This window comes from Synechococcus sp. CS-1326 (assembly GCF_025128115.1).
Classification (GTDB): domain Bacteria; phylum Cyanobacteriota; class Cyanobacteriia; order PCC-6307; family Cyanobiaceae; genus Regnicoccus.
The window spans coordinates 67,128-90,260 of sequence record NZ_JAHLYV010000030.1 but is presented as its reverse complement, the minus strand read 5'-3'; the positions used below and the strand labels follow the sequence as shown (position 1 = coordinate 90,260).

Here is a 23,133-nt window from a genome sequence, read left to right as displayed (position 1 = left end):
GCCTCAGCTTCGCTGCGCGGCGAGTGGCCGTTGGCTGCCGCTGCCGCAGGCCCGGCGCATCTTGTCCAGCTTGCGTTGCATCCTTGCGGTGATGCCCAGCTCCGCACTTTGCCACATTCGATCCATCTCCCGTGAGAAGTGGGCAGCCAGCGCCGGTGAATGCAGGATCAGCAGGGTTTCATCGTTGGCATGGGCCGCTGCCGGACTCCAGTTGAAGGAGCCCGTGATCACCTGGTGGGCATCGATCACCGCGATCTTGTGGTGCATCTTGTCGCCCCGCGCCAGCTGCGGAGTTCCCACCCCCTCGATCGGCTGCTGCCAGGGGGTGTTGCCTGCCTCCAGCTTGCAGAACCGATCGGGCAGGGCCACGCCGAGCAGGTCGAGAACCTCGGAGAAGGAGCGGCTGGCGAAACCTGGATCGGCCAGCAGGCGGATCCTGACGCCGCGCTGCTGCAGCTCGGCCAGCCGGTCGGCAAGGATCTGGGCGGAGAAGACGAACAGCCCCATGTCCAGGCTGGTCTGGGCCTGGGACATGCGCTCCGCCAGCAGGGACAGCCCATTGGCGGGATCGCGCCGTCGCTGGGGGGCGAACAACACCTCCACCCGGGTCGGCCCCACCATCACCGCCTGAACCGGGCCGGACTCCTTGCCGATGCCGAAGCGGCTGTCGGGGCTTCCGCCCGGACCATCGCCCCACATCCGCTCGAACTCGGCGTCGAACAGGGCGCTGAGCGCCGGGCTCTCGATGCGGAGCAGGTGATTGACATTGCCCAGGGTTCGCGAGTCACCGGCATCGCCATGAATGCAGGACGGCGTGAAGTTGGCTGAGCCGGTGACCAGCCAGCGGCCATCAACGACCAGAAACTTGTGGTGCATGAGGCCGCTGCCAGCGCTGCCGTCCGCCGTGTCATCGATCAGGGGCACCCCGCCCCGCTGCAGGATGGCCACCGCATCCCCGGCTCGCCGCTCATCGCTGCTGAGCAACCCATCGTGATTGCGATCGGCCAGGGCGGAGAGCTGGGTGTGGCGGAGGCGTTTGTGGGGGTTCAGCTCACTTGGATGCTGGAGGCTCCAGGGGGTGCTGTAGGTGTTCTCCAGCACGACCCGCACCTTGATTCCCGCCCGGTGCTTGGCCACCAGGGCCTCGGCCACCCTGGGCAGGGAGAGCTCCTGGACCGCCATCTGGATGTCGGTTTCGGCCCGCTGGATCGTCCCGAGCACCAGGGCCTCCAGATCGTCGCCGCTGCGCCGACGGCCGTTGATCGGGCTGTGGTAATGGTGGTCGCTGCGGTGGTTGAAGGCCACCTCCATGCCTGGCGGCAACGGCAGATCGGCTGGAGCCTGGCCGATGATCCGTGCTGTGGCGCTGCATCCGGCCAGGCCGAGGGCAAGGCCCATCAGGGCCGCAGTGCCAGCTGGGGCATGGCGGCCTGGGCGGGGCGAAGGGGATCGATTCAAGGGGGGAGCAGGGCTGGCTTCCCTCAGCGTTCCCCGTCGTCCGGGATTTGAACTCTCTCCCGACTCGGCTCAGGAGTGGCCGGGCATTTCGGCGGTGCGAAGCATCAACGTGAACCAGAGGCAACTGGCCACCACAGCAACTGCAACTCCAGCAGCGACGCTGAAGCGAACCATCAGGATCGGTACAAGGATCGGCAGGACCAGGCTCCCGGCCAGGGGGGTCAAGGCCACCAGGGCACGCATCAGCTCAGAACCATTCAGGGGAAGCCTGGCTGGCTGGATTGGTTCTGTCTTCCGGAGTGGTGCGACCGAACTGGAGGGTGATGTTGCGTTTCTGCTCGCCATCGGCGGCGATCGCCTCGATCGGGTAGATCTGCTCGCCATCGCGGAACGGCACCTGGATCCGGAAGGTTCCCTCGGCCGAGAGGGGGACGCTTTCGCTGCCGATCAACAGGGTGGCGGAAGGATCAGTTGATCCGTAGACGATCAATTCAGCGTCAGCGACCAGCCAGAAGGAGCGCTCGCGGGCAGGCACTCCACCGATCCCCGATTGATGGCGGCCACTGGCCCACACTCCGATACCTGAATCCGAGAGGCTGCGGTGGTCGGGACCGACCCCACGCTCACCGAGCTCATGAAAGGCTTCGGAACCCCTGCCGAAACGGATTCCGGGGCTCACGCCGCCCATGCTCTGCAGGGAGGCTTTCCGGTAGAGCCGTTCGTGCAGATCGTTGTATGGGGCGTCGACCGGACTGGGCAACGAGCCTGGGCTGGGGGGGGTTTCAAGCGAGAAGGGCACGAACTGATCGAGAATCTGTTCGCTTGGATGGAGAGCAGGGACGCGGGCGGCAGCAGAGAAACCCAGGGAAATCCAGCCTCCGCCCGCTTTGCGGCAGCCCAGCTCAACGCGGTAATCCCGATCACTCATCGGCACCGGCAGGTACCACTCAGTGGCATGGCTGTCGACCGGCACCTCCTGGAGGGTCTGGGAGTGGGCTGCACCGCCGCTGAGCCCTGTGACATCGGCCAACCGCAGGCAAAGCTGGCTGGCGCCTGAGCTGAAGGCCTGCTGGCGATCTGCGTCGGCGATTTCCCAGAACACATACGCCCACTGAGGATCGCGGGGGAGAAACACCACCTTGGTCTGGGCGGCTGGCCGGGGGGCTGGAGGAAGGCCTGCTTCCATCTCGGCAAGGCTCGCTACAGCAACAGTGGCCGTTGAGCCACCCGGCGGGCCAGCAGCCGGAGAATCGCCAGGCTGGTTGTCGGCGATCGCTTCGGTGAGCTCCTGCTTCGACTGGCGGCTGTAAAGGCCGACACCAAGACCGTTGGCAACCTGCCGGAGCTGCCTCAGGGTCATTTTCGCCAGAGAAGAAAATGCCTGAGTCACTCGCTACGCCTCTTTTTAATCACTCTGCAGGAGATTGCCAGAGAGGAACGCTCTTGGGTCCGGGGCGTCAGCAACCACTGACGCCTGAGAGGATGCCACAGAACATGAAAAAACGGCGGTGAGAATCCGCCGTTTTCAGGAAGGGCAAGGGTTTTCAGCGAGCCCTGCTCAGCGCCCGATGCTCCGGTAGGGCACCTTGGCGAGGTAGTCCATGCCGACACTGCCGGATGAGGCGGCACCGCTGCGGAGAGCAGGGAGCTGCCGGACCCAGGGCAGATAATCTTCGGGGAAGCCGCCTCGGCGCTGGCGAGCCCGAGCAGGCAGGGAACGGGTGCTGCCTGTGTAGATGATCTGGGGGAAGCCGAGCACGCCGCGGTGATAAGCCTCGTAGCGCGGCGAAGTGATGTTGAAGGGGGTTTCGCCCACCTCTCTCGATCCGACCACCCGGTTGCGGTGGAAAGGAACGGTGTCGTAGCCGAAGTTGTCCAGATACTCGGCGCTGTCGAGGATCTGGTCAACGGCCCCGGCGACACCCTTGGTCATGATCACGGCAGACCAGGCGATCTCCTCGGCCTTGCCGTAGACAGGCCGGCCGAGCAGCTTCTCCACCAGGTGGCGGGCGACCCGGTAGTTGTTGTTGAGGTTGTAGAAGCTGCGGGTGAAAGTGTCGGAAAGACAGAGAGCGCGGATGAAATCCCGCACGGTGATCTGTCCATCGCGCAATTGCGATTCGAGAATCCTGTCGCGGTCAACCTTGAAGGCGTGGAAGAAGATCTGTCGGTAGGCCGTTTCGATCACGAAGTTCTGGGCTTCCCGATCGATGGCCTTGTCGATGGACACCGTTTTTGGATCCTCGTCGGAACCGACGCGATACGGCTCCACGCGGGAGTTCTGGGTTGTCGGCGCGTACTTCAGAAGCGGGATAGCCACACGTGCATCGTCAACCGTCGCTGTGGATCGTAGAAGTAGGGCTCGGGTCAACCCAGGCGCCCCAGGCCAGGGCTCACAGTCCGTAATGATTGGCTCTCACCAGCCGAAGGCGGAAACCGCGTCGGCGGCCACTCCGTTGCCGGCTCCCTGGCCTGCCGGCGGGGTCCCATCCAGGCAACGGCTCTCCACACAGAACGAGGCGGTGTTCGAAAGCCCCTCCACGGTGCTGGTGCGCAGCCGCAGGTTCGGCGTGGGGAACCAGAAGCGCTCAAGCGAGTTCATCGTTTCGTAGCCCGTGGTGAGCAGCAGCCCGTCGCGGTCGTCCATCTGGAAGTGGCCGGCCACCGGGGCGGTTTCGGCGTAGCCCCGATCCCGCAGCAGCAGCCCCTGCCGGCCCAGAGCATCGGTAGGAATCAGGCCGAACACCGATTCGCCCTGATGGTCTTCCCCGGCCTTGTCCCAGGCCATCGAACCGCTCCAGCGCACCTGGCAGCCACCCACGAGTGCGGTCGGCTCCTGGCCATGCAGCACGGCGATCGCTGCCAGGCGTGGATCCTCGGCGGCCACTTCCACCACCTCGATCAGCGAGCCGCCGGCTTCCGCGCGGCGGTGCAGCAGGTGATGGCTGGTGCGCTGGGAGCGCCAGCGGCCGCAGCTGAGTCTGAAGAAGCTGATGGCATCGGCGATCGGAACACTCACGGCAGGGTCACGGCTGCAGCGATGATCGCAAGGCCCACACCCCTCCCGTCACTGGTGGCCTCCACGGGAGTCCTGGCCGCCCTGGCGGCGGCGCTCTGCTGGGCCCTGGCCAGCAGCCTGTGGCGGCGCCTGCCGACCTCCCTGTCGTCGGCCCAGTTGAATCTGCTCAAGAATCTGCTGGCCCTGGCTGTTCAGCTGCCGCTGGTGCTGCTGGGCCTCTGGCACGTCCAGCCCGGCGCCGTTGCCCTGCTGCTGGCCAGCGGCGTGGTCGGAATCGCCCTGGGGGACAGCTTTTATTTCGCCGCCCTGCGCCGGCTCGGCACCCGCCGCACCCTCACGATCGAGGCTGGCGGTCCTGTGGTGACGGTGTTGGGTGGGGCCCTGTTCCTCAGCGAGCTGCCTGCTCCCGAGCAGTGGCTGGGGGTGGGGCTGATCGGTCTGGCGGTGCTGGTGGTGGCGCGTCAGCAGCCGCCGGCAGCCCAGCGGCCCGGGGGGCAGCGACTGGGTCTGCTGCTGGCCCTTGCGGCCCTGCTCTGCGGCAGCGGCGGTGCGCTGCTCTCCCGAACCGCGCTGCTGGCTTCTGATCTGAGCCCCTTGCAATCGGCCACGTTGCGGTTGGCGGCGGCGACGCTGGTGATGGTGCCCCTGCTGCGGCACTGGCCACCCCAGGGGGCAGGTCCCCGTCTGGCCTGGCGCCGCTGGCCCCTGGTGCTGCTCGCCACCCTGCTCGGCACCACCTTCGGGATCCTGCTGCAGCAGACGGCGTTGCAGCACCTGCCGGCGGGGATGGCAGTGGCTCTGCTCTCCACTGCTCCGGTGATGGCCCTTCCCCTGGCCCATTGGGAGGGGGACAGCCCCGGCTGGACCGGTCTGGTGGCAGCTCTGCTCGCCATAGCTGGAGTCAGCCTGGTGGTGTGAGCCTTGTGCGGGCCTGGGCGTCAGCCCAGCGACACAGGTCGCTGAGATCCAGGGTCAGGGCCCCCTTCCCCAGCGAAGCGGCAATGCCTTCCAGCTGGCGGGCCGCCTTTTCGAGCTGCCGCCGGAAATCCTGCTGAAAAACAGGCTCCGCCTTGAGCTGGGGTTGCTCGGCCAGCCAGCTCTCCAGTTGCGGCCCGGAGGGAATCTCTCCCTGCGAGGGACCGGCGATCTGTTGCAGGGTGCGAAGGCTGTGGGCCAGCAGGCGCAGGTGGTGGCGCTCCAGGGAAGGAAGCAGGCTGGATTCCAGCAACACCATCTCCTGACTGCTGAGGGGCCCCGCCTCAGCCATCGCTTTCTCGGTCGACGGGACTGGCGGTGGCGGAGCGGGGGGTGAGGCGGAACCCGCAGGAATGCCCCCCTTCCAGCCGCCAGTGGACCCTCTCCACGCTGCAATCCGGGAAGGTGTGGCGGATCTGTTGCAACTCCTGATCGCAGATCTGGGGGAATTGATCGGCGAGCCTGGCGACGGAACAACGAAACTCCCGCATGCACCAGGAGCCACCCTCGGCCTCCCGGCTGCATTCGGACACGTAGCCCTCCTGGCGGCGCAGTTCCACCAGACGGCCGAGCCGCTCGGCCAGGCTGCCGGTGCCGATCAGGAGCCGATCCGATGCGCCCTTGACCACGGCCTGCTGCCGCAGCAGCCTGGTGAGCATGTCGGGGGGCAGGCTGGCGGCCATCGACTGCAGCAGGCCGAGGGCGAACTGTTCGCCACCATCGGGAAACTGATGGCGGCCAATGCTGGTCAGGCGCCAGTGATTGCTGGGCCGTCCAGGCCCTTCGGCGCTCGGGCTGGCTTCGACCAGGCCTTCTTCCTCGAGGCCGCGCAGGTGACGACGCATCGCCTGCACGGAAACAGCGAGCTGTTCGGAGAGATCCGCAGCCGTGGCCTCGCCCTGACGCAGCAGGAGTGTGAGGGCCGCCTCACGGGTTGGGGTCTGGGTGGTGGAACTCATCAGGGGGTGAGGATGGTCTGGCGAGACACGGTCCTGGCCACACCCTGCCACGCCTGGCGGGTGGCTGTGGGGCCGCTCGGTCAGGCCCCCAGCACCGACATCGGTGCCTTAGGCTGTCCAGATAACGAAACTACAGTGTTTCGTTATTTGCGGCCTGCCGGCATCACCGATTTTGACGGTTCTCCGGTGGCGCCGTCATCCTCACAATGGCAGCGGTTTCCTCTCCCCAGTTCAACCCATGTCCGATGCTCCCTCCGCTGCGGCGGCTCCATCCACCGAAAGCCTGGAGGTCATCCGGAAATTCGCCGAAACCTATGCCCAGCGCACAGGCACTTTTTTCTGCAGTGATCCAGGGGTGACGGCCGTGGTGCTTGAAGGTCTGGCCCGCCACAAGGAGCAACTGGGCGGTGCCCTCTGCCCTTGCCGCCACTACGAAGACAAGGAAGCTGAGGTTTCACAGGCCTTCTGGAACTGCCCCTGTGTTCCGATGCGCGAGCGCAAGGAATGTCACTGCATGCTCTTCCTCACCGAAGAAAATCCCTTCCGGGGTGATACCCAGAGCATCAGCCTCGATGAGATTCGCACCCACACCGCCGGTTCCACCCCCTGAGGCCCATGAGCACCACCTCCACTGTCAGTGATCTTGTCAGCAAGCCTTATCAATACGGCTTCGTTACCGATATTGAAACCGAGAAGATTGACAAGGGCCTCAGTGAAGATGTTGTGCGTCTGATTTCAGCCAAGAAGAACGAACCAGCTTTTTTGCTGGCATTTCGCCTCAAGGCTTTCAGGCAATGGCTGCGGATGGAGGAACCCCAGTGGGCTGCGGTGAACCACCCGGAAATCGATTATCAGAACATCATCTATTACGCCGCACCCAAGCAGCAGGAGAAGAAAGCCAGCCTCGATGAGGTGGATCCCAAGCTGCTCGAAACCTTCGAAAAGTTAGGGATTCCCCTGAGTGAGCAGAAGCGACTCAGCAATGTGGCGGTGGACGCAGTCTTCGACAGTGTTTCGATTGCCACCACCTATCGCGAAAAGCTGGCTGAGCACGGCGTGGTGTTCTGCTCGATCAGTGAAGCGGTGAAGGACCACCCCGAGTTGATCGAGCGCTATCTCGGCTCGGTTGTACCCGCCAGCGACAATTATTTCACGGCTCTCAATTCTGCTGTGTTCAGTGATGGCTCCTTTGTATTCATTCCAAAGGGTGTCGAATGCCCGATGGAACTTTCCACCTATTTTCGAATCAATTCTGGTGATACCGGACAATTTGAACGCACCTTGATCATTGCCGAAGAAGGGGCCTCGGTCAGTTATCTGGAGGGATGCACCGCCCCGATGTTCGACACCAACCAGCTCCATGCGGCCGTGGTGGAACTGGTGGCGCTCGATGATGCCTCAATCAAGTATTCAACTGTTCAGAACTGGTACGCCGGTGATGAATCCGGTAAGGGTGGAATCTACAATTTCGTGACCAAGCGCGGCCACTGTCGTGGCGATCGCAGCAAGATCAGCTGGACCCAGGTGGAAACCGGCTCGGCGATCACCTGGAAATATCCAAGCTGTGTTCTGCAGGGAGCAGACTCGGTCGGGGAATTTTATTCAGTTGCTCTCACGAACAATCGCCAACAGGCTGATACCGGCACCAAGATGATTCATGTGGGCCCCCGCACGCGCTCCACGATCGTGAGCAAGGGGATCAGCGCCGGCCATTCTTCCAACAGCTACCGAGGCCTTGTCCAGATCGGCCCGAAGGCCGTGGGAGCGAAGAATTACAGCCAGTGTGATTCGATGTTGATCGGTGATCAGGCCGCTGCCAACACCTATCCCTACATCCGCTCCCAACAGCCCGAGTCCACGGTTGAGCATGAAGCCAGCACCTGCCGGATCTCCGCCGACCAGCTTTTCTACCTCCAGAGTCGCGGTATCGGTTTCGAGGAGGCAGTATCGATGATGGTGAGTGGCTTCTGCCGCGATGTCTTCAACCAACTGCCGATGGAGTTCGCCGCCGAGGCCGACAAGTTGCTGGCACTGAAGCTTGAAGGCTCGGTGGGCTGAGCGTCCTGGATCTCCGTTTCTTTTTCTCTCTGAGTTTTTTCGTTCCTCTTCCCGTTTTCCTGTGATCCGCCCCGACGCCGACCTGCTGCTCGACATTGTTGATCTCCATGCCACGGTTGCCGACCAGCCGATTCTCAAAGGGGTGAATCTCAGCATCCGTGCCGGCGAGATCCACGCCGTCATGGGGCGCAACGGCAGTGGTAAGAGCACTCTCTCGAAGGTGCTCGCCGGCCATCCCGCCTACAGCGTCACTGCCGGCAGCGTTCGTTACCGGGGCAGCGATCTGCTGGATCTGGATCCGGAGCAACGGGCCCGCATCGGTCTGTTCCTCGGCTTTCAGTATCCGGTCGAAATTCCTGGTGTGAGCAATCTGGAGTTTCTGCGGGTGGCCACCAACGCCCGCCGTGGCGAGCTGGGCAAGGAGGAGCTCGACACCTTCGCTTTTGAGGATGTTGTTCGCGATCGCCTCAAGGTGGTTCAGATGGATGCCGCTTTTCTGGAGCGCAGTGTCAATGAGGGTTTCTCCGGTGGAGAGAAAAAGCGAAACGAAATTCTCCAGATGGCTCTGCTGGAGCCGGTGGTGGCGATCCTTGACGAAACCGATTCCGGTCTTGATATCGATGCTCTGCGGATCGTGGCCGGTGGCGTGAACCAGCTGGCCACGCCTGACAATGCCACCCTGTTGATCACCCACTATCAACGGCTGCTGGATGTGATCACCCCTGATTTCGTTCACGTGATGGCGGCGGGACGGATCCTGCGCACCGGTGGCAAGGAGCTGGCCCTGGAACTTGAAGAACGCGGTTACGACTGGGTGGACCAGGAGTTGGCCGTTCTCGAGGTGGCTTGATGGTGGTCTCATCCAGACTTGCGGACAGGGCCGTCGACGACGCCTGGGCCAGGCGCCTGCTGAGCCATCTGCCCGTCCCCAGCGGTGAGCTTGAGGCCGTCCAGGTGCGGGGGCGGGAGGCGCTGATCCGCCAGTCGCTCCCATCCCGCCACCAGGAAGATTGGCGATTCACCGACCTGACCCCTCTCAAAGCTCTCGATCCGCTCAGCCTCAACCCGCTCACAGCCGCGGTCGGCTCCTCCTTGCCGTCGGCTGGCTGGCCGGCGCCGGCGCCGGGAAGCCTGCGGCTCTGGCTCGATGGCCGCAGCGACCCTCTGGCCGGTCAGACCCTTCCCCCCGGGCTGAGTCGGCTCAGCTCCGACGAACTGCATCAGGCCCTGGGCCGCAGCCTGGCCGGCTGCGATTGCGAGCAGCACTGGCCGGTGGAGCTCAATCAGGCCACCGTCAGCCATTGCCTGGCCCTGCGGGTCAGCGGAGTGATCGCCGAAACGCTGGAGCTGGTCTGCGTGGCCGATGCCCAGCACACCCTTCGACCGGTGCGGGTGCTGCTGCTGCTCGAGGAGAAGGCCAGCCTGGAGGTGCTTCAGGTTCAGCTTGGCTCCGGGGCCAGCCTGAGCAGCCTGGTGGTGGAGGCCCAGCTCGGCAGGCAGGCCCACTTGCTCCATGGCCTGCTGGCCCTCGGCGAGGCGGAAGCCTGTTTTCTGGGGCACCTGGCGGTGGAGCAGGCCAGTGAAAGCCGGTTCCGCTCGGTCATGGCCAGCCGGGGTTGGGCTCTGTCACGCTTCGAGCCCCGCATCACCCAGCGCGATGGTGCAGCCCACACCGAGCTGAAGGCGCTGCAGCTGGCTGAGCGGGATCAGTTGGCCGATACCCACAGCCAGGTGAGGTTTCTCGGCCCGGATGGCGCTCTGGAGCAACTGCACAAGGCCATCGCCGCTGATCAGGGCCACAGTGTGTTCAACGGTGCCGTGGCTGTACCGCGGCAGGCCCAGCGCACCAATGCCAATCAGCTCAGTCGCAACCTGCTGCTCTCCGATCAGGCCCGCATCGACACCAAGCCGCAGCTGGAGATCGTTGCCGACGACGTGCGCTGCACCCACGGCGCCACCGTGAGCCGGCTGCAGGCCGATCAGCTCTTCTACCTTCAGAGTCGGGGCATCGACGCGGCGACGGCCTCCCGCCTGCTGAGGCGGGGCTTTTGCCAGGAGGTGTTGCGGGATTTTCCCGCTGCTGCCGCCGTCTGGAATCCCCTGCAACGCTTGATGGTGGAGGCTTGATCACCGATGACAACCGCTCTCCCCAGCCAGCCGCCCACGGCACCTCGGTTGGAGCAGTGCCTGGAGGCCGAGACCAGACGGCCCGCTGAGCCGGTGGGCTCCCTGGCCGCCCAGACCCGGCCGGATTTTCCCTTGCTCGCCCAGCAGGGATGCCTCGGTCAGCCGCTGATCTATCTCGATCACGCCGCCACCAGCCAGAAGCCCCGTCAGGTGCTGGAAGCCCTGCACACCTACTACAGCCGGGACAACGCCAACGTGCACCGCGGCGCCCACCAGCTCAGTGCCCGCGCCACCGACGCCTTCGAAGGGGCCCGCGCCAAGGCGGCCAGCTTCATCGGTGCCGCCACGCCGCGCGAGATCGTGTTCACCCGCAACGCCAGCGAGGCGATCAACCTCGTGGCCCGCAGCTGGGGTGATGCGGTCATCCGTCCTGGCGACGAGATCCTGCTTTCGGTGATGGAGCACCACAGCAATCTGGTTCCCTGGCAACTGCTGGCGGCCCGCACCGGGGCGGTGCTTCGCCATGTCGGTCTGAGTGAATCCGGAGAGCTCGATCTTGCCGACCTTGAAGCCAAGCTCGGCAAGCGCACCCGGTTGGTGAGCCTGGTTCAGATCAGCAACACCCTGGGTTGCCTCAATCCGATCGCGGCGGTGGCGAAGCTGGCCCACGACGCTGGCGCCCTGCTGCTGGTGGACGCCTGCCAGAGCCTGCCACATCTGCCGGTGAATGTGGCCCAGCTGGGCGCTGATTTTCTGGTGGGCTCCTCCCACAAGCTCTGTGGCCCCACCGGCATGGGCTTCCTCTGGGCCCGGGAAGCGTTGCTGGAGGCGATGCCGCCCTTTCTCGGTGGCGGTGAAATGATCCAGGACGTTTTTCTCGAGACCAGCACCTGGGCTGAACTCCCCCACAAGTTCGAGGCAGGCACCCCGGCGATCGGTGAGGCCGTCGGCATGGGCGCGGCGCTCGACTATCTCAGCGCCCTGGGCCTGGAGCGGATCCACGCCTGGGAGCAGCAACTCACTGGCCGCCTGTTCGAGCGTCTGCAGGCGATCGAAGGCCTGCGTCTGCTGGGCCCCAGTCCTGAGCAGCAGCCCGACCGTGGCGCCCTGGCGGCCTTCACCGTCGATGGACTCCATGCCAATGATCTGGCGGCACTGCTTGATGCCAGTGGCATCTGCATCCGCAGTGGTCATCACTGCACCCAGCCGCTTCATCGCCATTACGGCATCAGCGCTTCGGCCCGCGCCAGCCTCAGTTTCACCACCACGTTCGAGGAGATCGATCGCTTCGCCGATGAGCTGGAGAGCAGTGTGGCCTTCCTGCGGCAACACGCCTGAGGGTCACCGCAGGTGCGGCTGTTTCTGGTGGTTTTGGGCGGTCGCACGGCCGGTTGCAACATCGAGCTCCACGACGTGCGTTTTGTGGTGGGCGAGGCGATCGAGGCCACTTTCCCGGCCCTGCGGGAGCAGTGGTTCGGACGGCGCCGGGGCCTGCACCTCGACAGCTATGTGGCGGTGGAGCGGGCGGATGGCCACCGGGTGAGCCTCCGGCGGGAGCCCTTTGCGGGGTCCGAGCGGCTCTGGTTCGTGAACATGGGGGCCTATGACCCCAGGCAGATGGCGGAACTCCATGCCTTTGGCCTCATCGTGGCCGGCAGCCCCCGGGCCGCCAGGGCACGGGCGAAGCGTCAATGGCTGCTGGGGGCTGATCAGGCCCACACGGATGATCTTCGTGCCGTTGATGACTGCCTGGCCCTGGAGTCGGTGGCGGGCTGGCACCTGCATCTGAGTGCTGATTCCAGCGCCGCTGCGGAGCCTCTGGTGCCGGATTGGTACGGGTACCGGCTGATCGATCGCGCCTGAGAGGGGCCTGTTCAGGTTTTTCTGCTCAGGTTGCTGAGCGAAGCGGAATCGGCTGGATGAGCTTCAAAGGCTCACTAACCGATCACAGGTGTGCGCAACGCCACGGGGGTGCTGGCGGAGCTGGCCAGATCGAGCGGGAAGTTGTGAACGTTGCGCTCGTGCATCGCTTCGATGCCCAGGCCGCCGCGGTTGAGCACATCGGCCCAGGTGTTGATCACCCGACCCTGGTGATCCATCACCGAATGGTTGAAGTTGAGGCCGTTGAGGTTGAACGAGAAGCTGGCCACCGCCAGGGCCGCGAACCAGATCCCCACCACCGGCCAGGCAGCCAGCAGGAAGTGGAGGCTGCGGCTGTTGTTGAAGGAGGCGTACTGGAAGATCAGGCGACCGAAGTAGCCATGGGCGGCCACGATGTTGTAGGTCTCCTCTTCCTGGCCGAACTTGTAGCCGTTGTTCAGTGATTCGGTTTCGGTGCTCTCCCGCACCAGGGAGCTCGTTACCAGGGAACCATGCATCGCGGCGAACAGGGCGCCGCCGAACACACCGGTCACGCCGAGCATGTGGAAGGGGTGCATCAGCACATTGTGCTCTGCCTGCAGCACCAGCATGAAGTTGAAGGTGCCGGAGATGCCCAGCGGCATGCCGTCGGAGAAGGAGCCCTGGCCGACTGAATACACCAGCAGCACAGCGGTGGCGGCGGCTACCGGCGCGGAGTAGGCGACGGCGATCCAGGGGCGCATTCCCAGGCGATAGCTCAGCTCCCATTCACGTCCCATCCAGCAGAAGATGCCGATCAGGAAGTGAAAGATGATCAATTGATAGGGGCCGCCGTTGTAGAGCCATTCATCCAGGCTGGAAGCGGCCCAGATCGGGTAGAAGTGGAGGCCGATGGCATTGCTGGAGGGCACCACGGCTGCGGTGATGATGTTGTTGCCGTAGAGCAGGCCGCCGGAGACAGGTTCGCGGATGCCATCGATGTCGACGGGAGGAGCGCCGATGAAGGCGATCAGGAAGCAGGTCGTTGCCGCCAGCAGGGTGGGGATCATCAGCACGCCGAACCAGCCCACGTAGAGGCGGTTCTCGGTGCTGGTCACCCAACCTTTGAAGGCATCCCACGGGTTGCTCCTGGAGAGAGCGAGGGAACGAGTCGTCATGACAGGGAGAGCATGGAACGAGGGATCGGGGAAGGACGGAGCCGCTGGAACGATCAGCGAAATGTCTTGCCGCCTATCCCGATACAACGCTAACGGAATACAGGCTTAATGGGTTGTCCGGTTCGTAGGCAATTCTGCCCAAAGCTTGCCAGGCCAGCTTCGCTGCCCGTGAGCCTGAGTGTTAAGGGGAATTGAGCTGGGCGCCCTCCAGTTGGGCTCCCTCCAGCTGGGCCCCGTCGAGCTGGGTGTCGCGCAGGTCGCAACCACGCAGGTCGCTCTGGCGCAGATCGGCCTGGCGCAGGTCGGCCCCGTAGAGGCAGGCTCCGGTCAGTTTGGCTCCATGCAGCTGGGTGCCGCCGAAGCTGGCGAAGCTCAGATCGGCGCGACTGAAGTCGGCTCCTCCGAGGTCGGTGAGCTGGTCGAGGCCGGAGCGGAAGTCGGCTTCCACCAGGCAGGCTCCCTGCCAGTGGCTGCCGGCTGCCACCACGCCCCGGAGGCAACAGCGGTGCATCAGCGCGCCGCCGAAATCGGCCTGCTGCAGCCGAGAGCCGGAGAGGTCGGCCTCGTGCCAGAAGGACCAGGCAGCACGCACCCCGGAGAGGTCCGCACCCCAGACCAGGGCCCGCTGAAAGCGGCAGCCCGCCAGCAGGGCGCCGCTGAGGTTGGCGTGGCCGAAGCGGGATTCCTGAAACGAGCCACAGCTGAGGTCGCAGTCGGCAAGATTCAGACCGCCAACATCGATCCCATTCATCAAGAGGGCTGGGAAGGAGCGCTCACCCGCTGCCAGGGCCTGCCGCAGCTCGGCGAGAGAAGCCGTAGACACTCAGAGAATGGCAACGAGAGCGTCTAGCTGCTGGCGACGGGTGGCCAGCAGCAGCTTGTCGCCTTGCAGGATCAGCCGGAACACCCCTTTGTCGATCACCTCGTAGAACACCAGGCTGCCTTCGGGGCGCCGTCTCACCACTCCAGCGATCGTGAGGAGCTTCAGATGCTTGGAGACAAGCGCCTGGCTCAGCCCGGTGCGCTCCACCACGGCGGTGACGTTGAGAGCGCCGCCGCGCAGGGCATCAAGGACAGCCAGGCGGTTTGGCTCTGAGAAGACCTTGAAATAGTCGGCGAGGGCCTCCATGGGCAAGGGCGATCAGAATCGATGAAATCAGATGCCGATACTAACCTGCTATCGCGTTACAGAGATGGCATTGAGCAAAACGGATACCCTTCAACACCAGGCCGGACATCCGGATTGCAGCAGCAGCTACGTGGCGTCGTTGCCTGCTAACATCATGATGTCGTTATAGCGTTGATCAATGTTTCTGATGTCGGTGCCCTGCCCGCCGGTCGGGCCGACCTTTAAGGCGCCAGACCCAGGGCCGATCGAAGCCCTGCTCAGGCGGCTGATCGACGCCCGCGTCCATGCCGCCGGCCCTTCCTTCACCCTGAGCGCCCCCCGATGACCGCCACCATCAGCCAGTCGGCCGCCGCCACCCCCGCCGCCCCGCACCTGCGCGAAGACCTGCTCACGCCCCGCTTCTACACCACCGAGATCGACAAGGCCGCCCGCACCGACCTGGAGCAGCAGCGGCCCGCCTTCGAGGCGATGCTCGCCGAGATGGAGGCCGACCACAACCGCGACCACTTCGACCGCAAGGCCCCGCTCGACCGCCTGGGCGATCTGAGCCCCGACGCCAAGACCGCCTACGAGAGCTATCTGGTGCGCTCGTGCGTGTCGGAGTTCTCCGGCTTCCTGCTGTTCAAGGAGCTCTCCCGCCGCCTGTTTCAGGCCGAACGCCAGGAGCTGGGCCGGCTGTTCCAGCTGATGGCCCGCGACGAGGCCCGCCATGCCGGTTTCCTCAACCGGGCGCTGGTGGCGGAGGGCATCGAGCTCGATCTGCCCAAGCTGAGCACCAAGCGGCCGATCACCTGGTTCCCGCTCAGCTGGGTGCTGTATTCGGTGTTTCTGTCCGAGAAGATCGGCTACTGGCGTTACATCCTGATCGACCGGCACCTCAAGGCCCATCCCGACAACGCCTTCGCGCCGCTGTTCGATTTCTTCGAGCCCTGGTGCCAGGACGAGAACCGTCACGGCGACATCTTCAACCTGCTGATTCGCTGCTGGCCCGCTCTCAAACAGGGCCTGCGCGGCCGGCTGCTCAGCCGTTTCTTTCTCTGGTCGGTGTTTCTCACCCATAGCCTCACTGTGTGTGAGCGGGGCGATTTCTACCGCCTGCTGGGCATGGATCCACGTTGCTTCGATGCCGAGGTGATGCGCCAGACCAACCGCACCGCCCGCCGCGCCTTCCCCTGGGTGTTCGACCTCGAGCAGGGCCATTTCCTGGAGCTGCGCGATCAGCTGGTGAGCTGCTTCCAGCAGATCCAGGCGGCCAAGGCGGAGCGGGGCGCGCTGCTGCGGCAGCTGGGCCTGAAGCTGCGCTTTGCCGGGCTGCTGGTGCGTCAGTTCTGCCAGCCGATGGTGCCGGCGGAGGGGGGATGACCAGCGCGTCCGTTTCCCCTTCGATCCCGGCAGCCGTGCCTGTGATTCCAGCGGATCTGCCCACCAGCCTGGCCACGGTGGCCTTCATGGTGGCGATTCACGCCCTGGCGCTGGTGGCACTCCTGCCGGGCTTCTGGAGCCCCATGGCGGTGTTGGTGTTGGTTGTTCTCTACTGGCTCACCGCCTGCGTGGGCGTCACGCTGGGTTATCACCGTCTGCTGGCTCACCGCGCCTTTCGGGTGCCGGCCTGGCTGGAGGCCGTGATCATCACCTGCGGCACGCTGAGCTGTCAGCACGGCCCGATCGACTGGGCCGGTCTGCACCGTCACCATCATCTCCACTCCGACGACCCGGCTGATCACCACAACAGCCATCTGGGTTTCTGGTGGAGCCATTTCGGCTGGATGCTCAAGGACGTGCCCGCCAAGCGTCAGGTGGTGATGCTCACGCCGGATCTGCAGCGCAACCGTTACTACCGCTGGCTGAACCGGAACTTCCTGCTCCTGCAGGTGCCCCTGGCCGTTCTGCTCTGGTGGCTCGGAGAGGCAACCGGTGCCGGCGGACTGGCCCTGGTGCTGTGGGGGATCCCTCTGCGCCTGGTGCTGGTGTACCACGCCACCTGGATGGTGAATTCCGCCACTCACCGCTGGGGCTACGTGAGCTATCCCAGCGGTGATCAATCCCGTAACAACTGGTGGGTGGCCCTGCTCACGTTCGGTGAGGGCTGGCACAACAACCATCACGCCTTTCCCAGCAGTGCCCGGATGGGGTTCCGCTGGTGGGAAATCGATGTCACCTGGTGGCACATCCGCCTGCTGCATCGCCTGGGGCTGGCTGATCGCATCCGTCTCGCTTCACCGCTGCGGCCCTGTTCGCCATGACGGATGCCATCGCCGACATTCCGCGCCTGTTCATCGGCTACGACCCGCGCGAGCGGGTGGCGGTGAACGTGCTCGCCGATTCGTTGCAGGCCTGCTCCAGCCTGCCGCTGCTGATCGGCCAGCTGCGGCTCGATCAGCTGGCGGGGGTCTATCAGCGCAAGCGCGATCCACGCCAGAGCACCGAGTTCTCCTTCAGCCGCTTTCTGGTGCCCTGGCTGGCGGGTTACTGCGGCTGGGCCCTGTTCATCGACGCCGACATGCTCTGCCTGGCGGATCTCGCCGAGCTCTGGGCCCTGCGCGACGAGCGCTATGCGGTGCAGCTGGTGAAGCACCAGCACGTCTGCGCAGAGGGGCTGAAGTTCCAGGGGATGCCCCAGACGCCCTATGGCCGCAAGAACTGGTCGTCGGTGCTGCTGTTCAACTGCGCGCGCTGCACGACGCTCACGCCGGCTTACGTGAACACCGCCTCAGGCCTGGAGCTGCACCAGTTCCACTGGCTGGCGGATGGGGAGATCGGCGCCCTGCCGCCGGAATGGAACGTGCTGGTGGGGGTGCAGCCACTGCCGGCCACGCCGAAGATCCTGCACTACACCCTGGGCGGCCCCTGGTTCGACGACTGCCTGACCATGCCCGCCTCAGACCGCTGGCTGGCGGCCCGCGCCGCCATGAACGAGCCGCTGCTGGTTGATCCCGTTCCCGTCACCGGAGGCGCCCATGCCCGTTCCTGAACTCACCCCCGCTTACCGCGACGCCTACGGGCGCATCAACGGCCTCGTGATCGTGGGCGAGGGCCTGGCCGATCGCCACTTTCGCAAGCTGGCCCAGATGCTGCCTGAAGACGGCGAGGAGCTGCGGCGCCTGGCCGCGATGGAGGGCCGCCATGCCGTTGATTTCGTGGGTTGTGGCCGCCAGCTCGCTGTCCGCCCTGATCTGCCCCTGGCGCGGCGGCTGTTCGCGTCGCTGCACGGGCTCTTCGATGAGGCATTCAGCACCGCGGACTCGGTGGGGGCGCTGGTGATCCAGTGCCTGATCGTGGAAAGCTTCGCTGTGGCCGCCTACCGCTGCTACCTGCCGGTGGCTGATGCCTACGCCGCACCGATCACCGCGGCGGTGCTCGCCGATGAGGCCGAACACCTCGACTACGGCGAGCGTCAGCTGGCCGCCCGTTTTCCCGCTGTGGCGGCGTCGATCACCAGCTGGTGCGAGCGGGTGGTGCCGGTGGCGATGACGATGCTGCGGGAGGTCCACAGCGATCTGGAGGCGATCGGCATCGATCCCGCCGCGCTGGTGGGGGAATTCATGGGCTGCTTCGGCTCGGCTCTGGAGGCGGTCGGTTTCACCCCACGCCAGGCCAACCGCCTGGCAGCACGTCTGGCGGCGCTGGCCTGTCCCTGAGCTTGCCGTTGCTTAAGTGGGTTGGCGCCGGGCCTGCGGGCGGCGATGGTGCTGGGCCTCCAGGCGGCAGAGGGCGCGGAAGCGCAGCGCCATCAGCTGGTCGAACAGGGGGTTGATCCGGCAGAGCGGTGGGATGTGCAGCAGCCTGTGGCCGGCGATCACCACGTTGCGCTCGAATGGGCAGCGGGCCGGGATCAGTCGCACCAACAGGCGGGCAAGCAGCAGCGATCGCGGCCCGATGCCATCAAGCCAGTGGCGGAGCCGATCGATCAGAGCTCCAGGGCTGGTTCCCCGTAGAGGGCTGTGGGTCATGGGTGCAGCCCCAGGCAAGCGGGAGCAGAAAATGGTGGCTCTGTTGGTGTTCGGCGGGATCCGGCGCGAACCAGAAACACCTTCAACCTTCGAACGGCCCTGAGGGCCCGGCTGTCGCGCCGGACACCTCGGTGTGGAGGACCTGAAGGAGGCCCTGAACTGAGGGCAGCGAAAGAGAGGGCGCTGGGGTGCGGCCCAGAGAGTGCCCTGCACGGGTGGGGCCGATGCCTCGGGCGTCAGAGCGTCACCGCTGCCAGAGGCGCCCGCGGCGGCAGGCCTCCGGCCCGGTTGTGGAGCTGCTGGGGATCCAGCCGGGCGGAGCTCACCGTGCCGCCGAAGCGCAGCTGCAGCCAGGTGATCACGGCTGGATCGCCGGCCACCACTGCTTCCAGACCCGGAGCGAGCTCCGGGAGCAGTGCCGCCAGCAGTGCCGGCCGCAGGTGCCAGAGCTCCACGCTGGCCCCCTGGCGGTCGCGCCGCTCGGCGATCAGCTCCCGCAGCTGGCCGTCGTCGCTGAGCTGGCCGCTGGGAGCCAGCAGCATCGGCATCGGGTGGGTGGCGGCGGTCAGGGGGCTGGAGGGGGAGGTGGTCAGGGACTCGGAGGTGGTGGCAGCCATGGGCGCTGAACGTTGCAACGAAATCGCAACGACGGAAGAACGTCATAACGGTAGCGCGATACCGTTAGCTGGTTCAGCCCGTGCCCGGCCCCGCCCCGGTTGTCTTCACCATGACCACCACGCATCCCGCCGCTGTCCCCAGCCCGGGCCCCGCTTCGGTCTTCCACCTCGAATCCACCTCCCTGCCTGGACCCCTCTCAGGCCATGCCAGCCCCGCTGACCTGGTGGCCCGCCAGGGCTTCGGCCCGCGGGTGCGGCGTCTGCATGCCCGCATCGGCGCCGCCCACCACCAGGCCGAAGGCATGGCGTTCTCGCGTGCCCTGCTCGATGGTCAGGCCACGCCTCTGCAACTGGCGGCCCTGATCCGTGCCCTGGGTCCGGGCTACGCCCTGATCGAGCAGCGGGGCCCCGAGCTGGCCGCGGCGCTCGGGGCGATCGATTTCCCCTGGGCGGCCCTGGCCCGCAGCGCCGCCCTCGCCGCCGATGCGGCAGCCCTGGCGTCGGCCCCTGCCACCCCGAGCTCCGCCGCTGCCGCCCTCTGGCTCGCGCATCTGCAGGCCCTGGCCCAGCAGGCCCCGCACCGCTTCCTGGCCCATGTGTACGTGCGCTATGGCGGCGACCTCTCCGGCGGTCAGCAGCTGGCCCAACAAGCCAATGCCATCCTGGCGGCCCACGGTCTGCCGGCGGTGCGGTTCTGGGCCTTCGATCAGCCGCTGCCGCTGCTCAAGGCCGCCCTGCACGACGCCTTCGAGCAACTCGATCTGAGTGAGGCGGAAGAAGGCGACCTGCTGGATGAAGCGGTGGTGGCCTTTCAGGACACCCAGCGCCTGCTGGCCGAACTGGGCGATCTGGCCGCGGCCTGAGCGTCCCGCCAACCGCCTCGGCTTCCGCCAGCCCCGCCCCGCGTCACCCCCTCCCCGCATCACCCCCTCCCCCATCTCCTGCCCCTCCTGCCGTCCCATGCCCAGCACCGCGCCTGCCCGCCTCGACCCGCTGCAGCTGCTGCTGAAGCACGACAAGCCCGTGCCCCGCTACACCAGCTACCCCACCGCCATCAGCTTCCACCCCGCTGTGGGCCCCAGCGAGCTGGCGGCGGAGCTGGCCCGGCCCAGCAGCGAGCCCCTCTCTCTCTATGTGCACATCCCCTTCTGCCGCCATGCCTGCTGGTATTGCGGCTGCAACCGGATCACCACCCAGGCCGGCTCGAAGGTGGTGGGCCCTTACCTGCAGGCCCTGGGCCGGGAGCTGGAGCTGATCCAGCAGGCGGCCGGTCAGCGCCGCCGCCTCGCTCAGCTGCACTGGGGCGGCGGCACCCCCAACTACCTGAGCGTGGCGGAGCAGGCGGAGCTGTGGGCGCTGATCGCCCGCCACTTCGACTTGGACCCCAACCTGGAAGCCTCGATCGAGTTGAATCCGGAATTTCTCAGCCGCGCCGAGGTGCTGGGCCTGCGCCAGCTCGGCTTCAACCGCATCAGCTTCGGCATTCAGGACGCCGATCCTGACGTGCAGGCAGCGGTGAACCGGATCATGCCGCCCGATCAGCTGCGGCGGGCGATGGGCTGGATGCGGGAGGCGGGCTTCGAGAGCGTGAACGTGGATCTGATCTGCGGCCTGCCGCTGCAGACGCCGGCGCGCTTCGCCGCCACGATCGCCCTGGTGGAGGAGCTGCGGCCGGATCGGGTGTCGCTGTTCAGCTTCGCCTACCTGCCCGAGCAACTGCCGCTGCAGCGCAAGATCTCTGCTGAAGATCTGCCCAGCCAGCGCCAGCGGGTGCAGATGTTGCAGGGCGCCTATGACGCCTTCACCAGCGGTGGCTATGAGGCGATCGGCATGGACCACTTCGCCCTGGCCGACGACAGCCTGGCGGTGGCGGCCCGGGCCGGCCGCCTGCACCGCAATTTCCAGGGCTACACCACCGGTGGGGAGCTGGATCTGCTGGCGATCGGTGTCACGGCGATCAGCCAGTACCCCAGCCTGTTCAGCCAGAACCATCGCGATCTGAGGGCCTATCTGGCGGCGCTCGACGCCGGCCTGCTGCCGGTGGAGCGGGGGCTGGTGGTGCGGGATCCGGAGGAACGGCTGCGCCGCCGCATCATTCAGCGCTTGATGTGCGATTTTCGCGTTGATTTCGCTCGGCTTGGCGGCGACGCTGAGGCCGGCCACGACAGAGACAGCGAGGCCACGGTTGAGCCGCTGAACGGTCCGCTGCGCTTTGCCGCCGAGTGGGCCGATCTGCAGGCGCTGCAGGCCGATGGGCTGCTGCAGCTGGAGGCGAATGGCTTCCGCGTCAGCACGGAGGGACGCTGGTTGATCCGCACGATCGCGGCGGTGTTCGATCCGCGGCAACGGCTGCGGGCGAGCGGTTCCCGATTGATCTGAACGGATCTGGGCAATCCATTCAGCCTCGGCAGGTTTTCAGCGCATCACCTGGATCGTGGTGGCATCGCTCAGGGGGGCGGCCAGGCTGAGGGTGCGGCCAGGACGCTGCACGGGGGCGCCGGCCATGGCTTCGAGGAAGGGTTGAACGCTGCCCTGGTCGCATTGGGGCGGCAGCTTGCCACTCACGTACTGCACCGGGATCACCCGGCGCGGCTGAAGCTCACGCACCACGGCGGCGGCCTCGACGCCTGTGTACACCTTGGCTCCCCCACCGACCCCGATCACCAGCACATCGGGCCGGCCGAACAGCACCCGGTCTTCCGGGCGGAGTGTCGCTGCGGTGCCACCGAGATGGGCGAACTCAAGTCCGCCCTGTTTCCAACGCCATGCAGTGGCTTGCCCGAAGCGGCGGCCGCCGAAACGGTCATGGGGAATGGCAACGCCTTCCAGCTTCAAGCCGGCCACCCGGTACGACCCCGGTGTGACCAGCAGAGGGCCGCTGGCCACCGCTGCCCCCTCATCGGGGAGACGACTGCTGGCCAGGATCACATCAGCCTTGACCCTTGGCTCGGCCAGACCGGCTGCGCAGGCCACTGCTTTGAACGGATTCAGCAGCACCGTGGCGCCACCACCCTGGATCAGCAGCGCGCCATGGCCGTAGCTGGTGATCGTCACCCCACCGCTGGCCAGAGCCGGCCTGGGATCAGCCAGCCCCACAGCGGTGATCAGCGTGGCTGAGGCCCCGGTCAGCCCGACCATGAGCGCGAGCTTGGAGAAGGCCGGGGGCTTGGCGACGGAGGCCATGGGCGCTGCTGCGCCCGTTCGGCGCCTGGAGTGGCGCGAACCTAGCAACGGTCCGCCTGGGCCAGGAAATTGGCCAGCAACTGATGACCACACTCCGTGAGCACGCTCTCCGGGTGGAACTGGACCCCTTCCAGGAGGGGATGGTCACGATGACGCAGGCCCATGATCGTGCCATCTTCCAGCCAGGCGGTGATCTCCAGGCAGCTGGGCAGACTCTCCCGTTCGGCGATCAGGCTGTGATAGCGGGTTGCGGTGAGCGGGCTGGGCAACCCGGCGAACACCCCCTCACCGCCATGCAGCACCGGCGAGGTTTTGCCGTGCATCAGTTCCGCTGCCCGCACCACCCGGCCGCCGAACACCTGGGCCAGGCACTGGTGGCCGAGGCAGACGCCCAGAATCGGCACAGTCGGTCCGAGCTCCCGGATCACCTCAAGGCAGATTCCTGCCTGATCGGGGTCGCCGGGGCCTGGTGAAATCAGGATGGCGCCTGGATCCAGTGACCTGATCTGATCGAGGGAAAGCGCATCGTTGCGGACCACCTGCAGCTGGGCGGCCAGGGGATGCTGAGTGGCCAGTTCACCCAGGTACTGGACCAGGTTGAAGGTGAAGCTGTCGTAGTTGTCGAGAACAAGCAGCATTCA

28 protein-coding genes are annotated in these 23,133 nt (G+C 65.8%); 14 read left to right on the top strand and 14 right to left on the bottom strand.

Annotated elements, in window-relative coordinates:
- Positions 1 to 3: 3 nt before the first annotated feature.
- From KQ307_RS12120 to KQ307_RS12100, 5 genes are all read right to left on the bottom strand, one after another.
- A complete protein-coding gene (locus KQ307_RS12120; protein WP_399241702.1) occupies positions 4 to 1,458 on the bottom strand; it encodes a phosphatidylserine/phosphatidylglycerophosphate/cardiolipin synthase family protein in 1,455 nt (484 codons plus the stop codon).
- 69 nt (positions 1,459 to 1,527) lie between these two features.
- Positions 1,528 to 1,701 (bottom strand): hypothetical protein, encoded by a 174-nt coding sequence (locus tag KQ307_RS12115; protein ID WP_259728094.1) that lies wholly within the window; start codon positions 1,699 to 1,701, stop codon positions 1,528 to 1,530.
- Positions 1,702 to 1,705: 4 nt separating this feature from the next.
- Positions 1,706 to 2,818, bottom strand: a complete 1,113-nt coding sequence (locus tag KQ307_RS12110; protein ID WP_259728093.1) for a DUF4912 domain-containing protein — start codon at positions 2,816 to 2,818, stop codon at positions 1,706 to 1,708.
- A 198-nt stretch (positions 2,819 to 3,016) separates the two neighbouring features.
- Complete coding sequence (locus KQ307_RS12105; protein WP_259728092.1) at positions 3,017 to 3,778, bottom strand: phycobilisome rod-core linker polypeptide; 762 nt, start codon at positions 3,776 to 3,778, stop codon at positions 3,017 to 3,019.
- A gap of 96 nt (positions 3,779 to 3,874) precedes the next feature.
- Positions 3,875 to 4,477 (bottom strand): phycobiliprotein lyase, encoded by a 603-nt coding sequence (locus KQ307_RS12100; protein WP_259702794.1) that lies wholly within the window; start codon positions 4,475 to 4,477, stop codon positions 3,875 to 3,877.
- A gap of 21 nt (positions 4,478 to 4,498) precedes the next feature.
- Here KQ307_RS12100 and KQ307_RS12095 point away from each other — a divergent pair, with 21 nt between their 5' ends.
- Positions 4,499 to 5,395: a DMT family transporter gene (locus tag KQ307_RS12095; RefSeq protein ID WP_259728091.1), complete on the top strand. Its 897-nt coding sequence runs from the start codon at positions 4,499 to 4,501 to the stop codon at positions 5,393 to 5,395.
- Here the strand turns inward: KQ307_RS12095 and KQ307_RS12090 are convergent.
- Both KQ307_RS12090 and sufR read right to left on the bottom strand, forming a co-directional pair.
- Positions 5,379 to 5,744, bottom strand: coding sequence for a hypothetical protein (locus KQ307_RS12090; RefSeq protein ID WP_259728090.1), 366 nt, complete (start codon positions 5,742 to 5,744; stop codon positions 5,379 to 5,381). The two genes, KQ307_RS12095 and KQ307_RS12090, sit on opposite strands and share 17 nt — an antisense overlap.
- Complete coding sequence (gene sufR, locus KQ307_RS12085) at positions 5,737 to 6,411, bottom strand: iron-sulfur cluster biosynthesis transcriptional regulator SufR (RefSeq protein WP_259702797.1); 675 nt, start codon at positions 6,409 to 6,411, stop codon at positions 5,737 to 5,739. Before sufR ends, KQ307_RS12090 begins: the two co-directional genes overlap by 8 nt.
- Before the next feature lie 238 nt (positions 6,412 to 6,649).
- Here sufR and KQ307_RS12080 point away from each other — a divergent pair, with 238 nt between their 5' ends.
- The 6 genes from KQ307_RS12080 (at position 6,650) to KQ307_RS12055 (ending at position 12,459) form a co-directional block, all read left to right on the top strand.
- On the top strand, positions 6,650 to 7,021 hold the full coding sequence (locus KQ307_RS12080; protein WP_259728089.1) for a ferredoxin-thioredoxin reductase catalytic domain-containing protein: 372 nt from the start codon (positions 6,650 to 6,652) through the stop codon (positions 7,019 to 7,021).
- Between the two features lie 5 nt (positions 7,022 to 7,026).
- Positions 7,027 to 8,469, top strand: coding sequence for a Fe-S cluster assembly protein SufB (gene sufB, locus KQ307_RS12075; protein WP_259702799.1), 1,443 nt, complete (start codon positions 7,027 to 7,029; stop codon positions 8,467 to 8,469).
- Positions 8,470 to 8,530: 61 nt separating this feature from the next.
- Entirely contained in the window at positions 8,531 to 9,319 is a 789-nt protein-coding gene (sufC, locus tag KQ307_RS12070) for a Fe-S cluster assembly ATPase SufC (protein ID WP_259702800.1), read from the top strand.
- A gap of 2 nt (positions 9,320 to 9,321) precedes the next feature.
- A complete protein-coding gene (gene sufD, locus KQ307_RS12065) occupies positions 9,322 to 10,596 on the top strand; it encodes a Fe-S cluster assembly protein SufD (protein ID WP_399241712.1) in 1,275 nt (424 codons plus the stop codon).
- A gap of 6 nt (positions 10,597 to 10,602) precedes the next feature.
- The gene (locus KQ307_RS12060; protein WP_259728087.1) at positions 10,603 to 11,934 is read left to right on the top strand and encodes a SufS family cysteine desulfurase; all 1,332 of its coding nucleotides are present in this window, start codon (positions 10,603 to 10,605) and stop codon (positions 11,932 to 11,934) included.
- 12 nt (positions 11,935 to 11,946) lie between these two features.
- Positions 11,947 to 12,459, top strand: coding sequence for a DUF1543 domain-containing protein (locus KQ307_RS12055; protein WP_259728086.1), 513 nt, complete (start codon positions 11,947 to 11,949; stop codon positions 12,457 to 12,459).
- A gap of 74 nt (positions 12,460 to 12,533) precedes the next feature.
- Here the strand turns inward: KQ307_RS12055 and psbA are convergent, their stop codons facing one another.
- From psbA to KQ307_RS12040, 3 genes are all read right to left on the bottom strand, one after another.
- Positions 12,534 to 13,613 carry a photosystem II q(b) protein gene (gene psbA, locus KQ307_RS12050; protein WP_259728085.1) on the bottom strand — a complete coding sequence of 360 codons (1,080 nt, stop codon included), beginning with the start codon at positions 13,611 to 13,613 and terminating at the stop codon, positions 12,534 to 12,536.
- Between the two features lie 181 nt (positions 13,614 to 13,794).
- Entirely contained in the window at positions 13,795 to 14,436 is a 642-nt protein-coding gene (locus KQ307_RS12045) for a pentapeptide repeat-containing protein (RefSeq protein WP_259728084.1), read from the bottom strand.
- Entirely contained in the window at positions 14,437 to 14,742 is a 306-nt protein-coding gene (locus KQ307_RS12040) for a helix-turn-helix transcriptional regulator (RefSeq protein WP_259702806.1), read from the bottom strand.
- Positions 14,743 to 14,929: 187 nt separating this feature from the next.
- Between KQ307_RS12040 and KQ307_RS12035 the strand changes: the two genes are divergently transcribed.
- From KQ307_RS12035 to KQ307_RS12015, 5 genes are all read left to right on the top strand, one after another.
- Positions 14,930 to 15,067, top strand: a complete 138-nt coding sequence (locus KQ307_RS12035) for a hypothetical protein (protein WP_259728083.1) — start codon at positions 14,930 to 14,932, stop codon at positions 15,065 to 15,067.
- On the top strand, positions 15,064 to 16,104 hold the full coding sequence (gene acsF / locus KQ307_RS12030; protein WP_259728082.1) for a magnesium-protoporphyrin IX monomethyl ester (oxidative) cyclase: 1,041 nt from the start codon (positions 15,064 to 15,066) through the stop codon (positions 16,102 to 16,104). The genes KQ307_RS12035 and acsF overlap by 4 nt, the downstream gene beginning before the upstream one ends.
- An 86-nt stretch (positions 16,105 to 16,190) precedes the next feature.
- Positions 16,191 to 16,985, top strand: a complete 795-nt coding sequence (locus tag KQ307_RS12025) for an acyl-CoA desaturase (protein ID WP_399241711.1) — start codon at positions 16,191 to 16,193, stop codon at positions 16,983 to 16,985.
- A complete protein-coding gene (locus tag KQ307_RS12020; RefSeq protein WP_259728081.1) occupies positions 16,982 to 17,713 on the top strand; it encodes a hypothetical protein in 732 nt (243 codons plus the stop codon). The genes KQ307_RS12025 and KQ307_RS12020 overlap by 4 nt, the downstream gene beginning before the upstream one ends.
- Positions 17,700 to 18,380, top strand: coding sequence for a long-chain fatty aldehyde decarbonylase (locus KQ307_RS12015; RefSeq protein WP_259728080.1), 681 nt, complete (start codon positions 17,700 to 17,702; stop codon positions 18,378 to 18,380). Before KQ307_RS12020 ends, KQ307_RS12015 begins: the two co-directional genes overlap by 14 nt.
- A 12-nt stretch (positions 18,381 to 18,392) precedes the next feature.
- On the opposite strand, the gene KQ307_RS12010 is transcribed toward KQ307_RS12015, so the two are convergent.
- Positions 18,393 to 18,692 (bottom strand): Mo-dependent nitrogenase C-terminal domain-containing protein, encoded by a 300-nt coding sequence (locus KQ307_RS12010; protein ID WP_259702812.1) that lies wholly within the window; start codon positions 18,690 to 18,692, stop codon positions 18,393 to 18,395.
- A gap of 236 nt (positions 18,693 to 18,928) precedes the next feature.
- On the bottom strand, positions 18,929 to 19,309 hold the full coding sequence (locus KQ307_RS12005) for a hypothetical protein (protein ID WP_259728079.1): 381 nt from the start codon (positions 19,307 to 19,309) through the stop codon (positions 18,929 to 18,931).
- A gap of 80 nt (positions 19,310 to 19,389) precedes the next feature.
- On the opposite strand from KQ307_RS12005, the gene KQ307_RS12000 reads away from it, so the two are divergent.
- Entirely contained in the window at positions 19,390 to 20,172 is a 783-nt protein-coding gene (locus KQ307_RS12000; RefSeq protein WP_259728078.1) for a biliverdin-producing heme oxygenase, read from the top strand.
- Positions 20,173 to 20,269: 97 nt separating this feature from the next.
- Complete coding sequence (gene hemN, locus KQ307_RS11995) at positions 20,270 to 21,688, top strand: oxygen-independent coproporphyrinogen III oxidase (protein WP_259728077.1); 1,419 nt, start codon at positions 20,270 to 20,272, stop codon at positions 21,686 to 21,688.
- 36 nt (positions 21,689 to 21,724) lie between these two features.
- Here hemN and KQ307_RS11990 read toward each other — a convergent pair whose 3' ends face one another.
- Positions 21,725 to 22,447: an MBL fold metallo-hydrolase gene (locus KQ307_RS11990; RefSeq protein WP_399241709.1), complete on the bottom strand. Its 723-nt coding sequence runs from the start codon at positions 22,445 to 22,447 to the stop codon at positions 21,725 to 21,727.
- Positions 22,448 to 22,533: 86 nt separating this feature from the next.
- Positions 22,534 to 23,130, bottom strand: a complete 597-nt coding sequence (locus tag KQ307_RS11985; protein ID WP_259702817.1) for an aminodeoxychorismate/anthranilate synthase component II — start codon at positions 23,128 to 23,130, stop codon at positions 22,534 to 22,536.
- Positions 23,131 to 23,133 lie beyond the last annotated feature (3 nt).

What these genes read in the sequence shown, in the direction of transcription:
- sufB (WP_259702799.1), top strand. Translation starts at nt 7,027, where the DNA reads ATGAGCACCACCTCCACTGTCAGTGATCTTGTCAGCAAGCCTTATCAA.
- KQ307_RS12080 (WP_259728089.1), top strand. Translation starts at nt 6,650, where the DNA reads ATGTCCGATGCTCCCTCCGCTGCGGCGGCTCCATCCACCGAAAGCCTG.
- hemN (WP_259728077.1), top strand. Translation starts at nt 20,270, where the DNA reads ATGCCCAGCACCGCGCCTGCCCGCCTCGACCCGCTGCAGCTGCTGCTG.
- KQ307_RS12010 (WP_259702812.1), bottom strand. Translation starts at nt 18,692, where the DNA reads ATGACCCACAGCCCTCTACGGGGAACCAGCCCTGGAGCTCTGATCGAT.
- KQ307_RS12005 (WP_259728079.1), bottom strand. Translation starts at nt 19,309, where the DNA reads ATGGCTGCCACCACCTCCGAGTCCCTGACCACCTCCCCCTCCAGCCCC.
- acsF (WP_259728082.1), top strand. Translation starts at nt 15,064, where the DNA reads ATGACCGCCACCATCAGCCAGTCGGCCGCCGCCACCCCCGCCGCCCCG.
- KQ307_RS12020 (WP_259728081.1), top strand. Translation starts at nt 16,982, where the DNA reads ATGACGGATGCCATCGCCGACATTCCGCGCCTGTTCATCGGCTACGAC.
- KQ307_RS12035 (WP_259728083.1), top strand. Translation starts at nt 14,930, where the DNA reads ATGTCGGTGCCCTGCCCGCCGGTCGGGCCGACCTTTAAGGCGCCAGAC.
- KQ307_RS11990 (WP_399241709.1), bottom strand. Translation starts at nt 22,447, where the DNA reads ATGGTCGGGCTGACCGGGGCCTCAGCCACGCTGATCACCGCTGTGGGG.
- KQ307_RS11985 (WP_259702817.1), bottom strand. Translation starts at nt 23,130, where the DNA reads ATGCTGCTTGTTCTCGACAACTACGACAGCTTCACCTTCAACCTGGTC.
- KQ307_RS12090 (WP_259728090.1), bottom strand. Translation starts at nt 5,744, where the DNA reads ATGGCTGAGGCGGGGCCCCTCAGCAGTCAGGAGATGGTGTTGCTGGAA.
- KQ307_RS12115 (WP_259728094.1), bottom strand. Translation starts at nt 1,701, where the DNA reads ATGCGTGCCCTGGTGGCCTTGACCCCCCTGGCCGGGAGCCTGGTCCTG.
- psbA (WP_259728085.1), bottom strand. Translation starts at nt 13,613, where the DNA reads ATGACGACTCGTTCCCTCGCTCTCTCCAGGAGCAACCCGTGGGATGCC.
- KQ307_RS12040 (WP_259702806.1), bottom strand. Translation starts at nt 14,742, where the DNA reads ATGGAGGCCCTCGCCGACTATTTCAAGGTCTTCTCAGAGCCAAACCGC.
- KQ307_RS12110 (WP_259728093.1), bottom strand. Translation starts at nt 2,818, where the DNA reads ATGACCCTGAGGCAGCTCCGGCAGGTTGCCAACGGTCTTGGTGTCGGC.
- KQ307_RS12015 (WP_259728080.1), top strand. Translation starts at nt 17,700, where the DNA reads ATGCCCGTTCCTGAACTCACCCCCGCTTACCGCGACGCCTACGGGCGC.
- KQ307_RS12060 (WP_259728087.1), top strand. Translation starts at nt 10,603, where the DNA reads ATGACAACCGCTCTCCCCAGCCAGCCGCCCACGGCACCTCGGTTGGAG.
- sufR (WP_259702797.1), bottom strand. Translation starts at nt 6,411, where the DNA reads ATGAGTTCCACCACCCAGACCCCAACCCGTGAGGCGGCCCTCACACTC.
- KQ307_RS12095 (WP_259728091.1), top strand. Translation starts at nt 4,499, where the DNA reads ATGATCGCAAGGCCCACACCCCTCCCGTCACTGGTGGCCTCCACGGGA.
- KQ307_RS12025 (WP_399241711.1), top strand. Translation starts at nt 16,191, where the DNA reads ATGGTGGCGATTCACGCCCTGGCGCTGGTGGCACTCCTGCCGGGCTTC.